This is a genomic window from Schlesneria paludicola DSM 18645 (genome assembly GCF_000255655.1).
Lineage (GTDB): Bacteria > Planctomycetota > Planctomycetia > Planctomycetales > Planctomycetaceae > Schlesneria > Schlesneria paludicola.
In genome coordinates this window covers 2,473,501-2,488,815 of record NZ_JH636434.1, presented here as the reverse complement: position 1 = coordinate 2,488,815, position 15,315 = coordinate 2,473,501, and the positions used below count along the sequence as shown (strand labels likewise).

Here is a 15,315-nt window from a genome sequence, read left to right as displayed (position 1 = left end):
CTGAGCCCCCATTCTGATTCGGGTGAGACGCACGACTATGCATCGATTCCTCGTCTGCTTCGTCTTGTCGACCGCAACCACATTCGCTTCCGATGTGTCCTGGCTTACGGATGTTCAACGTCCTCCTGCGACCCTGCCCGCACCTTTTCGAACGCTGAGTCCACTTCTTTCGGACGCGGATCTTCAAGCGGCCGATGCCTTGTCCCGTTGGAAGCGGCGCCGTGTTGAGTTGCTTCAAGCCTGGCATGATGTTCTCGGTCCCATGCCAAAACGGCCGAAATCGGTGGCCATCGAAACGTTGCGAACCGAGCAACTTCAGGGTTTGACGCGGAAGCTGATTCGGTATGAAAACGAGCCCGGTCTGTTCCTCGAAGCGTATCTCTTACAGCCGGTTCAAGGGGCATCACTGACTCGCCATGCGGGGCTTGTCGCGCTGCACGCCACGACCAATGACACGATCGAACCGATCGCCGGCGTTAAAGGCGATGATGCTGAACAACTGGGCCTGAAGCTCGCGCGGCAGGGGTTCGTGGTGGTCTGTCCACGGAACTTTCTCTGGCAGGACGCAACCAGCCTCAATGACGCCGTCGCCAAGTTCCGCGAGCGCTACCCAAGAACACTCGGCATGCACAAGATGCTCTACGATGCCCAGCGTGCGACCGACATTCTTGCCGCACTTCCAGACGTTGACCGGCAGCGCCTTGGGGCCGTTGGTCATTCACTTGGTGCGAAGGAAGTGTTGTACCTCACGGCGTTCGACGATCGCATTGCAGCAGCCGTTTCAAGCGAAGGGGGCATTGCATTCAATTCCACGAATTGGAATGCGCCATGGTATCTCGGCCCGGTCATCAATTCTGATGATTTTCCCCGCAACCATCAGGAGTTGCTGGCTCTGATCGCGCCCCGCCCATTTCTCGTTCTCGGTGGGGAATCCGGTCCTGGAGCCGCGGACGGGGATCGTTCTTGGCCGTATCTTGCCGCGGCTCAACCGATCTATGAACTCTATGGCCGCACGGTTCGGCTTGGTCTTCTCAATCACCGCGAAGGTCATGCGATCTCGCCGAAAAGCTTTGATCAGCTGGCAGAGTGGTTGAGAGTGTATTTGAATGTTCCGTCTCCATGATTCGACGGATCGGTCCAGAGAGAATCGTGGAATCGCATCAACTGACAAAGTCTGAAGTCATCCAACCAGGGGTGTGACACGATGTGGAACGCCGCTCAATACCTTAAGTATTCCGACGAACGATCGCGTCCATTCAACGATCTCTTGTCCCAAGTGCGAACCGAGGACGTTCTGCGGATCGCGGATCTTGGTTGTGGCGCCGGAAATCTGACACGGACATTGCTCGAGCGATGGCATGGCGCGCATGTCATCGGCGTGGATCGCTCGCACGAGATGCTGGCGCAAGCGGTTCCGCTTTCAATTTCGGAGCAACTGGAGTTTGAGCACGCCGATATCGCCGAGTGGTCCAGCAAGGCACCACTCGATCTCATTGTCAGCAATGCTGCGTTGCAGTGGCTCGATGATCATGCTGGCGTCTTGTCACATTGGGTACAAATGTTATGTCCGACGGGGACTCTGGCGGTCCAGATGCCCAACCGTTTTCGGGCGGTGAGTCAGGTAGCAATCGAAGAAACCGTCGCAGACCCGCGTTGGGCAACGTTGCTTGAGAGTGTGGGTTTACATCGGCAATCCGTCCAGCCGATGTTGTGGTACGTTCACCTGCTGCAAGATCTCGGGCTGACGGTCAACGCCTGGGAAACAACCTACTACCACATGCTCACCGGCGACAATCCAGTGCTCGAGTGGCTCAAAGGCACGGCGCTGCGTCCGCTGTTGGAGCGTCTTCACGACGAGGACAAAGTGGAATTCCTTGCTGCCGTCGGCGAACGGTTAAAAGAATCGTATCCGGCACGTGATGGTGTTACGGTGTTCCCCATGCCCCGGATGTTCTTTGTTGCGTCACGCTAAGGTTGTCGGTGTCGCATCGCCAGAGCGAAGATGCCGCTTGTGCATGTGAATTCTGATTATCGTTCGAAACCCGAAGGTTGGCTGCGAAGGTGATGGCACTGACGTTCTGTTCAGAGTTGTGCTCAGTTGACCAGGGCTGATTGACTCGCGCTCCCAAGTGCTCGACCTCGATTAATTGTGGCGTGGATTGAGTCAAACGCGCTCGTGCAGGTTGTTCCCTTGTGGCGAAAACACGGGCTTCGGATGGAGATGCCGATTCTGGTGCTTTGGCCCCGGCTTGTGAATCTGATGGGTTTCGCGTTAAATCGTTCCACGGGAATGTCTTTCTGATGGCCGTTGACTCGGCGGTATCAAGACGTTTTGTATTGCGGCGGTTGGCTCCCGATGGCGGCACAATGAGTGCGTCTGAGGCCGTGGCAAGCCAATTTGTTGGAATCGTTCCCCCCCTGAATTCGACAGTTCATTCAATCCGTGAAGAAGGATACTGGAAGCGATGGAGATTCGCCGAATCGACAAGCCATGGACGCAGATCGAAGCTGATTGGTTGATTGTTCCTGTCGTGGAATCTGCAGAATTGTCCGGTGCCTTGGCTCAACTCGACCAGGCGTTGGGGGGAATTGTCGCTCGACTCAAATCGTTGGGTGACTTGTCCGGCAAGCTGGCATCGACCTTGCCCCTGCGTGGCGTCACCGGCATCGGAGCCACTCGACTGCTGTTTGTCGGATTGGGGGTTGCCAACGATTTGACGCTGGCACGACTCGATAAAGCGTTGACGACGGCCAGTCGCGCGATTTCCGACAAGAAGGAAGTGCGAATTGCGTTCGCGATCCCTGGTGACGCCGTGGGCGCGATCTCGCCAGCAGAGATCGTTGCATCGGCGATCACGGCAAGTCTTGTCGGTTCGGTGGGACAAGATTTGTATCGGACCGAGAAAGGCCGGCACCCATTTGCGTCTGTTCAAATTGCGGCGTCTGGGAATTCCTCTGAAATTGACGCGGCGGTCGCTCGCGGTACGATTCTTGGCGAGGCGATCAATCTGACTCGCGATCTCGTCAATCGCCCGCCGCAAGAGATCACTCCGCTGGGTTTCGCCAAACGGGCGCAAGCCGTCGCGGTGGAGTTCGGGCTGAAAATCGAAGTCTTCGAAAAGCCACGACTCGAGCAGGAGCGGATGAATTCGATGCTGGCGGTCGCTCAGGGCAGTCCACAGCCGCCATGCATGGTTGTCGTTGAGCACAATGGTGGTGGACCGAATGCACCGAAGCTGGCTCTGGTCGGAAAAGGTGTCACTTTCGACAGTGGTGGGCTGTCTCTGAAACCGACGGACGGGATGCTCACGATGAAGTGCGACATGGCCGGGGCCGCGACGGTCCTGGGAGCCATGGCCGCGATTGCGCGGCTGAAATTGCCCGTCAATGTCGTCGGCTACATGGGCCTGGTTGAAAACATGATCGGCGGGGCGGCATTCAAGCTGGGCGACATCCTGACGGCACGAAACGGTGTGACGATCGAAGTCCTGAATACGGATGCGGAAGGACGACTGGTTCTTGCGGATGTCTTGAGCTACGCGGTCGATGCGGGAGTCGATCGAATCGTTGATCTGGCGACGTTGACCGGTGCTTGCGTGGTCGCGCTAGGCGAAGACGTGTCCGGTGCGTTCACCAACAACCAGAATTGGTGCGATGCGGTGTTGGCCGCAGCGAAGTCGACCGGCGAAGACGTCTGGCAGTTGCCGATGTGGGACTTGTATGAAGATCTGATCAAAGGCGACGTCGGCGATATCAAGAATACGGGCGGACGCTGGGGTGGCGCGATCACCGCGGCTCGATTCCTGCAACACTTTGTCGCGGATAAGCCTTGGGTTCATCTGGATATCGCGGGGCCCGCCTTCGCTTCGTCGAATAAACCTCATCGTGAAGCGGGGGGAACTGGTCACATGGTCAGGACTCTCGTCGAACTTGCTCGCCGACAAGGCAAATAGACAAGGGGAACAAAAGCGCCTGCCGTATCGAACTCGTTCGTTGCGGCGGTGTCCAGTCGGTGTTCCGATTCCTCACACTACACTTTTCATCACGTGCATCGAACATGATCCGAATCGTCGACTACGGTATGGGCAATCTCAGAAGTGTCCAGAAAGCATTCGAAAAACTAGGCGTCGCGGCCGAAATCGTGACCAAGCCCGAACAGATTGCGACTGCAAAAAAGCTGGTCCTACCCGGCGTGGGGGCTTTTCGAGATGCGATCCACGAATTGCAGCGGCTGGAACTGGTTGATCCGATTCGCGAATTCATTCAGCGCGATAAGCCGTTCCTTGGGATTTGCCTTGGCCTGCAAATGCTCTTCGATGTCAGCTTTGAAGACGGCGAATGGAAAGGGCTGGGTGTTCTGGAAGGTGACGTCGTTCGATTTCCGGCGATGGCAGATTTGAAGGTTCCGCACATGGGCTGGAACAGTTTGATGACGACCAAGCCATCGCCGCTTTTGCAAGGAATTCCGGCCGACGCGTCATTCTATTTTGTGCATAGCTATTACGTTCGGCCTCGCGATGAGAGCGTGATTGCCGCGCGAACCAACTATGGAATCGAGTTTACGTCGATGGTTGCACGGGGAAATCTGTTCGCCTCACAGTTTCATCCCGAAAAGAGTCAGAAAGTGGGACTGAAGTTGCTCGAGAATTTCTCGGCACGCTGATCCCGTCATCTCGTCGTTGCGAGTGAGGCGTCTTCGAGAGGCGCTCGGTCGCGAGGACTGCATTTGTTTTCGTACCGAAGGGCAGAAACTGCATGACGAACGGGCCGGTCTCGCGCAGCAAGATTTCGACATGGTGGATTTGCGGATTGTTGCTTTGTGCGAGCACGATCAACTACATGGATCGGCAAACGCTCGCGAATGTGTCGCAGCGAATCATTACCGAATTTGAACTGTCGAAGGAGCAATACGGGTACATCGAGACGGCATTCGGACTGGCGTTTGCCGCGGGGGCGTTGCTGTTCGGCGTAATTGCAGATAGGACGAATGTCCGTTGGCTCTATCCGATCGTGCTGCTTTTATGGTCGATGATGGGATTCCTGACGGGCTTCGTTGAAACGTACGCAGGGCTGCTGCTTTGTCGCTTGTTCCTGGGATTGTTTGAGGCGGGGCATTGGCCTTGTGCACTTAAGACGACTTATCGCCTGTTGCCACCGGAAAGCCGGGCACTGGGCAATAGTGTTTTGCAAAGCGGGACGGCGATCGGAGCGATTGTAACTCCCGTCATTATGCTGCGGATGCTGACGGACGCTCCTGGAAGCTGGCGGCCCGTCTTCCAAATCATTGCCGCCGTCGGGGCGATCTGGGCGGTGCTTTGGGTCGTTTCCACTCGATCTGAAGATCTTGCCCCGGTTCCGGCTGCCGGAGACGCATCGGGGACGGCGCCAGGGACAGGCGATACGTTTGTTTCTGCCGTTCTCAGCCGCAAGTTCCTGTTACTTGTTGTCATCGTCGTGGCGATCAATGCGTGCTGGCATCTGTTCCGGGTGTGGATGCCACAGTTCCTGATGCAGGGACGAAATTACACCGAGAAAGAAATGCTCGGTTTTATGTTTTGGTACAACACCTCTACCGATGTAGGATGTTTGTCGGCGGGCCTTTTGACGCGACGACTGCATCGCGGCGGGTTCAGTGTTCATTGGTCAAGGTGTGTCACCTTTGGAATCTGTGCGGTGCTGGTCGCACTAGGGGGACTGATCCCCTGGTTGCCCGCGGGGCCAGGGCTGACGACCGTCTTGCTTCTGGTTGCTGCGGGATCTTTGGGCTTGTTTCCTTGTTACTATTCCTTCAGCCAGGAACTTTCGACCCGTCATCAAGGTAAAGTATTGGGGTTGCTTGGAACGATTGCCTGGATCACATCGTCTCCACTTCATCCGCTATTCGGAAAATGGATCGATCAAACAAAGTCGTATGACATGGGGATGGCACTCACCTGCGGATTGCCTCTCTTTGCGTTTGTCGTCCTGGCGGGATTGTGGCCGGCCCACGACACAATGGAAGACGCCAGCCCTGTGAAGTCAAACGCCTGAAAGCGATCATTATGTCTCACGAAACTGTCGGTCGTCCGATGGAAATCTTGCTGGTCGAAGACAGCTTGATGTTCGCTCGGATCGCGATTGGGGCTTTAAATCAAGGCCGGATTCAACATCGATTGACCTGGTTGAGCGACGGAAACGAAGCGTGGCGATTCCTGCAGCGCGAGGACAAGTACGCGGCGGCCCCGCGCCCGGATTTGCTGTTGCTTGATCTGAAGCTCCCAGGCATGGATGGACGCGAATTACTCGCGAAGGTTCGCGCCGACGATCAGTTCAAGTCGCTTCCCGTCGTGGTCATGACGGGCGACGGCGAGATGGCTCAACTGGGCGGCTTGAAGGTCGATGCCTTCCTCACGAAGCCGCTGGATCTCGCGAAGTTCATCGAGATCGTTCAAAAGCTGTCACGCTTCTGGAAATCGGACATGGTATTGCCCGCTGCGATCGCCCCCCACGAAGAAGGTGCCGCACAGCAGCATCCTGAATTCCAAATGTGACGGAGTTCGTCGTTCGCTGGAATCCGTCAGGGTGTTCCGTGTCGACTTGGAGGCGTGGTGTTCGTGTTCAGTTCAACCAGGCGAAATGTTCTCAGGCCCGTGTAGACCGGTCCCCTGGTACCACTCTCGCTGGAATACAGCACGAAGTTTTTGACCGCAAAAGCGGGAAGCGAAAAATTCTCGTGCTGGCTGAGAAAGTTTCCTAGCAAGCCCGGTGTTCGCACACGATGACAGCGGGCGAGAGTGATATGAGGAGTATAGGGGCGCGTTTCAATCTGAAGTCCGGTACTGCTCAGGGCCGCCCCGATATGCTCATGCAGGCTTCGCAATCCCTCGGACGGATCGACTTCCGCAAAGAGGATGACGCCACCGTCTGAGGATTGAAAATGTCCGACGCCCGCAATCGACAGCGAGAATGGCGGTGATATGACCGTGCTGAGCGATTGTTCAATCGGTTCGGGATCAGCCAGTCCGATGAAATGCAATGTGAGATGCAGCTGATCTGGATTTGTGGGCCTGACGCCTTGAGAAACGGGCGGCTGAATTGCGTGCAATTTTGTCCTGACGTCATCCGGCAGGATCACTCCTACGAACAATTTGGTCATTGATGCTGCCATTCTGAAAATCACTCGCGTGTCATGTTTCAGTGGGGGGGGCGTATCGCGAGAATTCGCCGACGGCAGCAAATTCTCTGCGGTCCACCGCTTCGGCAGAAAGTCCCCAATCTGCTATAATCATGGTCGTGAATGGATCTTCGAACAATCGATTTGAACAGATTGCGCCGCCCAGGATGCCCGATTCCGTCTCGTTTACTGTGTCTCAAGATCTCGTTGGCAAAACGGTGCTCGCCGTATTGCGGCTCGCCATCCCAGGCGAGTCTTGGTCGAAACTCAGGCAGCGTCTGGAACGCGCCCAAGTGTCGGTGAATGGTGTGGCATGCCTGAGCGAAGCTCGACGCGTCGAAGCGGGTGATGTCATCGCGGCGCATGACCGGCGAGTTCAAACACCTCAGCCGAATGATGTTCAGATTCTGCTGATCGATCCTCACGTGGTTGTCGTCGAAAAGCCCTCGGGCATGATGACGCATCGCCGTCCTGAGGAACGGAACTGGCCCGCCGAAAAGAAAGCACTTCATCCATCGCTCGACGAAGCGGTCATGGAGCTGATCGTCCGTCGCTCGATGGGCGCCAACGGGAAAAAGAATCAGAGGATGCGACAGCCCGCGTTGCGTCTGGTCCACCGGCTTGATCGTGATACCAGCGGTCTGCTGGTGATGGCGCGATCGGCCGAAGCGGAAGAGAATTTGATCGGACAGTTCCGTCGACACACCGCACATCGTGTTTACTGGGCCATCGTGCATGGGCATCCCGTAGCCGAAACGATCAGTTCGAATCTGGTTCGCGATCGTGGCGATGGTCGGCGCGGGAGCGTCAATAATCCCAAGATGGGGCAGCGCGCGGTGACCCACGTACGGCCGCTCGAAGATCTTGGGAAGTACTCGCTGGTTGAGTGCCAGCTTGAAACGGGCCGTACAAATCAGATTCGCATCCACTTGTCCGAGCGGGGACATCTGGTGTGTGGTGATGTGAAGTACAGCCAGCCGTTCGCGGCGAAACAAGTCGATGACCGCAGTAAAGCTCCTCGCTTGGCGTTGCATGCGGCGGAGTTGGGGTTCGCACATCCCTTAACGGGTGAGGAACTCCGCTTTCGTATGCCGTTTCCTCATGATTTAAGTGCGTTCTATGAGAAGTTGCGTGCGAAGAGCCACTAGCGGCTTGCGGAGTTCACGCTGGATGACTTGCGGTTCGAATCACCCCTTGATTGCAATCACGAATTCTTGACTCGTTGATCGTTTTGTTTTCGCGGAAAGTTGCTGCATGACGGATCCTGCACTGCTCGAAATCACCGGTCTAAAGACCTATTTCCATTCGGACGGCGGCACGGTCAAAGCCGTGGATGACCTGACGATCAAGATTCGTGAGGGGGAGACACTGGGGTTGGTCGGTGAGTCGGGTTCGGGAAAATCCGTGACGTCGCTGACGATCATGCGGCTGCTGCCTGACATCGGTGCAAAGATTGAAGCGGGACGGATCGCATTTCTGGGGAAAGATCTGGTGCAACTTCCGCGTGCCGAGATGCGGCATATGCGCGGCAAAGATCTGAGCATGATCTTTCAGGAACCTGGGACGTCGTTGAATCCCGTCTATCGCGTCGGCGATCAAGTGGCGGAAGCGATGCGGCTGCACGAAAAAATCTCGCGGACCGAAGCGATGAATCGTGCTCAAAGACTTTTCGAAGAGGTTGGGATTCCCAGTCCGAAACAATCGCTACTCAAGTATCCGCATGAAATGTCGGGGGGCCAAAAGCAGCGTGTGATGATCGCGATGGCCTTGGCCTGCAATCCTAAACTGCTGATCGCCGATGAGCCGACCACGGCGCTCGACGTCACGATTCAGGCCCAGATTCTGGATCTGATTCGCAAGTTGCGTGACGAACGTGGGATGGCGATCTTGTTCATTACGCACGATTTGGGCGTGATCGCCGAGATCGCGGACGAAGTCGCGGTCATGTACCGAGGCAAGCTTGTCGAATACGACACTGCCAAGAACGTGTTCACGCGACCGCAGCACCCCTACACCAAAGGATTGCTGGCGTGTCGACCTCGTCTGGACACGACTCGACGCCGTCTTCCCACCGTTGCCGACTACATGGAGTCGACCAAAGATTCTGATGGCAATTTGATCATCACGGAAAAGGCGCTCAGCCCGGCACGCCTGGCCGAGATCGAAGGACGCGGTCGTGGCCGGTTACTGCATCCGCGTGCCGAGTCATCGACGGCAGCGACGGTCAGTCCCACTGCATCAAAGGAGTATGTCGCCGCAGGTCAGTCGCCCTTGCTGAGTGTCAGCCATTTGCGCGTGTACTACCCAATCAAGCAGGGTCTGCTGCGTCGTACGATTGGCTACAACAAGGCCGTCGATGACATCAGCTTTGATGTCTATAAAGGTCAAACGCTGGGGCTGGTTGGTGAGTCAGGTTGTGGGAAGACGACGACGGGGCGGGCGATTCTGCGTCTGTTGCCCATTACGAGCGGGACTGTGATGTTTGAGGGCATCAACTGGTCGAGTCTGCGTGGAGCTGAATTGCGACGTGAACGTCGCCGCATGCAGATTGTGTTTCAAGATCCCTACAGCTCACTGAATCCTCGCATGACGGTCGAGGCAATGCTGACGGAAGCGATGAGCGTTCATCGAATCGGCAAGCACAACCGGGATCGTCAAGATCGAGCGGCTCAATTGCTGGAAGAAGTTGGACTGCTGTCCGAACACCTGCATCGCTATCCTCACGAGTTTTCGGGTGGTCAGCGCCAACGGCTTTGTATCGCGCGTTCACTGGCCGTCGAGCCGGACTTCTTGATCTGCGACGAATCGGTTTCGGCTCTCGATGTGTCGGTTCAGGCACAAGTTCTGAATCTGTTGAAAGACCTGCAGGAACGGCGCGGGCTGACGTACGTCTTTATTAGTCACGACCTGAGTGTCGTCAAATTCATGTCGGACATGATGGCCGTCATGAACGCGGGGAAAATCGTCGAGTTCGGCCCGTCTGACGAAATCTATGCGAACCCGCAGAACGAATACACGCGTAAGCTCATTTCGGCCATCCCTCAGCCAACGATCGAAGCTCTCGAGCGTCGCGAGCGGGAACGGGCGCAGCGCGGGGCTTCAAAAGCGATAGCCCCGGCTCCGAAGTAACGATATGGAACGCAGTTCATCGCCTTCAGTGACCAGTTGATTTAACCGGCGCGATGATTCGCGACGCATGTTTCTGATTCACATGCAGCGAGTTTGTGGCGACGACCGCGTTGGCGGGAATCTCAAATGAGAGTGGTTCGCCTGTGTTGGGGTTTGGTTCGTAAAACGGCGCGCCCGTGCTGGCGACGGTCACGCGGATCCGATGGCCCTTGTTGAACACCTGACTGAGCCACCCAACATCAAAGCCGACGGTGGCGACTTCGCCCGGTTTGAAGAACACTTCCTTTTCGTACCCATCGCGATATCGGCCGCGTCGAACGTAGTCCATAATCAACATGGATCGCCCGTCGGGATAGACATCGCTGATTCGCACGATGAAATCGGTATCTTTCGCATCGGTCGAGACGAGCAGTTCGGCACGCACCTTTCCCGTCCATTCAACCGGTTCGGTTAGGACGTCGCTGGTGAATGTCCTTACGTCAGGTTGGTTTTCGAATTCCCGGGCATCTTTTGCTCCGGGGAATGCGATTGTCGGGATCGACGCCGGATGCCGCGGATCGGCCCGCCACGAAACGGTGGCATCATTCGATGTGGGAGCTGAGGTGCCGAGCGCGCCGCCCGCGAGCGGGAAATAACTCGTAGGGGTCGCGGCGACGGGCCAATCGGCGGCGATCCGCCATTCATTGCCCGGTGCATTCGATTCTCCTACGGCACCCATCACGTAATACCGGACTGTGGATTCGCTGGTGACGCCGTTATCGATTCCCTTGAGGTAGTGATCAAACCAGCGCAGCATGTGTTCGTCCATGGGAAACTTCGCATTCTCGGGAAACGTCATTTCGTTCGAGACGTTCAGCTCTTTCACGCGGCCGTGCAACCAGGGGCCAATCAGAAGCTGCTGGCTTCCGCGCGAGTGCACATCGCCGTGATGTTGCCGACCGACATAGCTGTCGATCGAGCCGACGCACATGAAGTCGAACCAGCTTCCGACGGTGAAGCAGGGGACATTCATCTTGCCGAAATGTCGCGTGCAGTCTTCGTCGGCCCAGTAGGCATCGTAGGCGGGATGCTGAAACCATTCGATCATCAATTGTTGGTTATGTTCCGGGACGCGAGCTGCCAGTGCGAGTGACTTGAACCGTTCGGGTCGTGATGTGCCGCCGATTCGGTAGCCCTCGTGGTAAAGGCTTAGTCCCGTATCGATCATGTATTGAGCAACCAGGTGCGGTGGGCGGGCTACCGCGAGAAAGTTTTGTGCAAACCCTGCCTGCGAACTGCCGAATGTTCCAACCTTGCCGGTGGACCAGGGACGTGTCCCAAGCCATTCCACCAGGTCATAGCCGTCCTGCCGTTCTCCCCAAGCAAGTGAACGGTATCCTCGCCAATCTCCCTCCGACTTTTGGGACCCTCGGAAATTAGCGAGGACCATCACGTATCCTCCCGCTTTCGCCAGCTTGGCGTATGACTGCTGTACGCTGGGGTGGTTGGCGTTGGCGTACCGTTGCTCAAGTAAAACCGGCCACGGACCCTTGCCTGGTGGCGTATAGATATAAGCTGACAGGCGGACCCCATCTCGCATGGGAATCATTTCGTGTGTTTCAGTGACTCCACCCAGGTCAATTGGATCGGCCGCTGCGACAGATCGTTCGAGTCCTGCGAATGAAAGAAGCACTACGAATACCGACCAACGAACAGCAGTCATATCAGCTCCACATCGAAGATTCTGGAATGCATCAAATAACGTCGCAGCGGACATGTGTAATTTTCTCGTTCACAGGCCACATTCCTGGTCAACGAAAAGCAAAATCGCCAGAGACGTTATCAAGCGGGCGATTCGATCAGCACGCCCAATCGTACCCGGCCATGGGCGAAATCGCACTCTTGCGGCGAACCACGAGTGAATCTCCTAGAACTGATGGCGAACGCGATGCACCGCAGCGAAAATCTTTCAGATTCGTGATGCCGTCGGTCGACTGGGCAACGCGAGAGAATCGACAGGTCCGACTTCTGTCTAAGCATTGAGGCGGAATTCAATCGGTGGCGGGATAGACATTCACGGGACTGCTGTCGGATAATGCGTCGTAAGACGTCTAATCACAACCGGAAGGAAACAAGGCGACAATGGTCGCCAGTTTTCCTTGCGACAAGATTGATCAGAAATTGGATAGTCGATTGCGTACTTCCGTGAATTCGTATGGCGTCGCGACTGCGGCCGTCGGCATCGCTACGTCTGCACGATGGCTGCTTGAGCCTGTGCTGAAAAGCGGCGCGCCTTTCTCTGCCGTATTGATCGCGGTGATGTTTGTGGCCTGGTACTGCGGCGCGCGCGCGGCAGTCCTGGCGACGGTGCTGGGATTTGTTGCGACGCTGTTCCTGTTCATCATGCCGCATACGTCCATTGCGAATGACCTCGTTCCTTCGCTGGGACGCTTTGCAATGTATTTCATTTTATGCTCGGCAGTGATTTATTTTTTTGAGATCATGCGGAACGCGCAGCGGCGGTCCCTTGCGAGTGAAAGTATCGCGCGGCAACAGGCCGAAACGCTGCGTACGACGTTCGCGAGCATTGGTGACGCGGTGATCACGACGGACGCTTCTGGAAAGATCGTGCTGTTCAATCCCGTTGCCGAGCGATTGACGGGATGGTGTTCCGAAGTTGCAACGGACGAAACACTGGAGTCCGTCTTTCGCGTTCTCAATGAAATCACTCGCCAGCCCCTTGAGAATCCTGTTGAGGTGGTGTTGCGCGAGGGCCGGACAGTCTCGCGCCGTGACCATCTCGTGCTCATTGCGGCTGATGCTGGCGAAAAGCCGATTGAGTTTTCGGCGGCCCCGATTCGAGGCAAAGACGGGGCGATTGTCGGAATCGCCATTGTCTTCCGCGATGTCCTGGAAATTCGCCAGGCGCTCGACGTTCGACTGCGGTTGGCGGCGATCGTCGAATCAACGGACGATGCAATTGTGAGCCTGGATCTGGAAGACAAGGTCGTCAGTTGGAATGAAGCTGCTGAGCGACTTTATGGATATCGAGCCGAGGAGATGCTTGGCAAACCGCTAACCAACATCGTTCCCGATGATTTGACGGATGAACTGATCGTCATTCAGCAAAAGTTGCGAGACGGAGATCGAGTGAACCTCTATGAAACGGCCCGACTCCGGAAAGATGGCACGCGAATTGACGTCTCCCTGACGATTTCTCCCCTTCGGACGGCCGACGGCCGAATCGTGGGGTGCTCAAAGATTGCCCGTGACATCAGTCAACGCAAACGCATGGAACAAACCAATCGCTTTCTGGCAGATTCCAGTGCCGCGCTTGCCGTGCTCGTCGACTATCAAAGTACGCTGCAAAAGATCGCTTCGCTGTCGGTGCCGTATTTCGCAGATTGGGCCACCGTAGATTTGATTGCCGCCGATGGAATGCTCAATCGAGTCGCGGTCGCGCATCGTGATCCATTGTTGATTCAAGAGGCGATTGAAATGAATCGTCGATTCCCTCCTGAACCCACATCGTCGCACGGCGTCTGGAACATCGTCAACAGCGCAAAAGGTGAACTCATCGCGGAAATCGACGATGCGTTGATTGCTTCGACGACCAATCGACCAGAGTTGCGCGACTACCTGACGCGACTCGGAATTCGCTCGTACATCGGCGTTCCGCTGAAAGTGCGCGACCGAATTCTGGGCGTGATCATGTTTTTCTGTGCGGAGTCGGGGCGGCGGTACGGCGAACACGATTTGTGGGTTGCGAATGAATTGGCTCAACGAGCGGCGATCGCCATTGAGAACGCGTCGCTCTATCAGAATCTCAAAGAAGCAGATCGTCGAAAGGACGAGTTCCTTGCGATCCTGGCCCATGAGCTCCGAAATCCGTTGGCGCCGATGAGGAACGCAATCCAAATTCTTCATCAGGGCGCGGACAAAGCGTCGGTTGTGCAGTACTCTCGCGACGTCATAGACCGCCAGATTCAGCAAATGACACGGCTTATTGATGACTTGCTCGATGTCAGCCGAATCAGCCGAAACAAACTCGAGCTTCGCAAGGAGGCGGTCACACTTCAAAACGTGATCGAGTGTGCAATCGAGGCGAGCCAACCTGTGATCACAGAATCGGGCCACAAGCTCGCGGTGTCGCTTCCCGACCAGCCGATTGGCTTGAATGGAGATCCGACTCGGTTGGCCCAGATTTTTTTGAACCTGCTGAACAACGCGGCGAAGTATACCGAGCGAGGCGGTCAGATCGAGCTGAGGGCAAGGGTGCACGGATCGCAAATCGTCGTCAATATCTCTGACAACGGCATCGGCATTCCGGCCGATAAAGTTCCGTCGCTGTTTCAGATGTTCGCCCAGGTGCAGGATTCGATCGCGCGTTCGCAAGGCGGACTAGGAATTGGCCTGTCGCTGGTGAAACGCCTGGTCGAAATGCATGGCGGAACGATCGAGGCATCCAGTGAGGGTGTTGGTCAGGGAAGTCGTTTTACTGTGCGATTGCCGATTGAGTCGGCTGGCGAAGGGGTTCTGGGCAACGTTCCACGCGCCCCCCAGAATTCGATGAACAGTCGGCTGCGGATTCTTGTCGTCGATGATAACTACGATGCGGCAATTACATTGACGATGTTGCTGAAATCGATGGGCAATGAAGTGCGGACCGCACATGATGGGGAAGCGGCCGTCCAAATGGCACAAGAGTTTCGGCCAGAAGTGGTCCTGCTCGACATCGGCCTGCCCAAGATGAATGGCTATGAGGTGGCCCGCGCCATTCGCGGCGAGGATTGGAGTGAGCACTCTGTCTTGATTGCCGTCACCGGTTGGGGGCAGGAAGATGATAAGTCTCGCGCGGCTGCCGCTGGCTTCGACCGTCACCTCGTGAAGCCCGTCGATCCGCAGTCGCTGATGAAGATCCTGGTCAATCTGCAGGCGGCAAGTTAGCACAACGATTCACCGGGACCGCTGTCTCGATTGTTGCTGCTTCTCGGTCTGCCAAAGACGTCCTGACTGGTCCTCTTGACGGTTTATGACTGCGTACGTAAACTCAC

11 protein-coding genes are annotated in these 15,315 nt (G+C 56.2%); 9 read left to right on the top strand and 2 right to left on the bottom strand.

Annotated elements, in window-relative coordinates:
* Window positions 1–37: 37 nt before the first annotated feature.
* From OSO_RS0112255 to OSO_RS0112220, 6 genes are all read left to right on the top strand, one after another.
* Window positions 38–1,123: a dienelactone hydrolase family protein gene (locus OSO_RS0112255; protein WP_010583615.1), complete on the top strand. Its 1,086-nt coding sequence runs from the start codon at window positions 38–40 to the stop codon at window positions 1,121–1,123.
* Window positions 1,124–1,204: 81 nt separating this feature from the next.
* On the top strand, window positions 1,205–1,972 hold the full coding sequence (locus OSO_RS0112245; protein ID WP_010583614.1) for a methyltransferase domain-containing protein: 768 nt from the start codon (window positions 1,205–1,207) through the stop codon (window positions 1,970–1,972).
* Between the two features lie 493 nt (window positions 1,973–2,465).
* On the top strand, window positions 2,466–3,953 hold the full coding sequence (locus OSO_RS0112235; RefSeq protein ID WP_010583613.1) for a leucyl aminopeptidase: 1,488 nt from the start codon (window positions 2,466–2,468) through the stop codon (window positions 3,951–3,953).
* A gap of 104 nt (window positions 3,954–4,057) precedes the next feature.
* The gene (gene hisH / locus OSO_RS0112230) at window positions 4,058–4,663 is read left to right on the top strand and encodes an imidazole glycerol phosphate synthase subunit HisH (RefSeq protein WP_010583612.1); all 606 of its coding nucleotides are present in this window, start codon (window positions 4,058–4,060) and stop codon (window positions 4,661–4,663) included.
* A 92-nt stretch (window positions 4,664–4,755) separates the two neighbouring features.
* Window positions 4,756–6,030 (top strand): MFS transporter, encoded by a 1,275-nt coding sequence (locus OSO_RS0112225; RefSeq protein ID WP_010583611.1) that lies wholly within the window; start codon window positions 4,756–4,758, stop codon window positions 6,028–6,030.
* A gap of 11 nt (window positions 6,031–6,041) precedes the next feature.
* Window positions 6,042–6,530 (top strand): response regulator, encoded by a 489-nt coding sequence (locus OSO_RS0112220; protein WP_010583610.1) that lies wholly within the window; start codon window positions 6,042–6,044, stop codon window positions 6,528–6,530.
* 26 nt (window positions 6,531–6,556) lie between these two features.
* Here OSO_RS0112220 and thpR read toward each other — a convergent pair whose 3' ends face one another.
* Complete coding sequence (gene thpR, locus OSO_RS43230; RefSeq protein ID WP_050986094.1) at window positions 6,557–7,135, bottom strand: RNA 2',3'-cyclic phosphodiesterase; 579 nt, start codon at window positions 7,133–7,135, stop codon at window positions 6,557–6,559.
* A gap of 185 nt (window positions 7,136–7,320) precedes the next feature.
* Between thpR and OSO_RS0112210 the strand changes: the two genes are divergently transcribed.
* Both OSO_RS0112210 and OSO_RS52375 read left to right on the top strand, forming a co-directional pair.
* Window positions 7,321–8,301 carry an RluA family pseudouridine synthase gene (locus OSO_RS0112210; protein WP_029246934.1) on the top strand — a complete coding sequence of 327 codons (981 nt, stop codon included), beginning with the start codon at window positions 7,321–7,323 and terminating at the stop codon, window positions 8,299–8,301.
* Between the two features lie 106 nt (window positions 8,302–8,407).
* Window positions 8,408–10,282 carry an ABC transporter ATP-binding protein gene (locus OSO_RS52375; RefSeq protein WP_010583607.1) on the top strand — a complete coding sequence of 625 codons (1,875 nt, stop codon included), beginning with the start codon at window positions 8,408–8,410 and terminating at the stop codon, window positions 10,280–10,282.
* Window positions 10,283–10,307: 25 nt separating this feature from the next.
* Here the strand turns inward: OSO_RS52375 and OSO_RS0112200 are convergent, their stop codons facing one another.
* On the bottom strand, window positions 10,308–11,984 hold the full coding sequence (locus OSO_RS0112200) for a CocE/NonD family hydrolase (RefSeq protein ID WP_010583606.1): 1,677 nt from the start codon (window positions 11,982–11,984) through the stop codon (window positions 10,308–10,310).
* Between the two features lie 419 nt (window positions 11,985–12,403).
* On the opposite strand from OSO_RS0112200, the gene OSO_RS47855 reads away from it, so the two are divergent.
* Window positions 12,404–15,208 carry a hybrid sensor histidine kinase/response regulator gene (locus OSO_RS47855; protein WP_010583604.1) on the top strand — a complete coding sequence of 935 codons (2,805 nt, stop codon included), beginning with the start codon at window positions 12,404–12,406 and terminating at the stop codon, window positions 15,206–15,208.
* The last annotated feature ends 107 nt before the right edge of the window (window positions 15,209–15,315 follow it).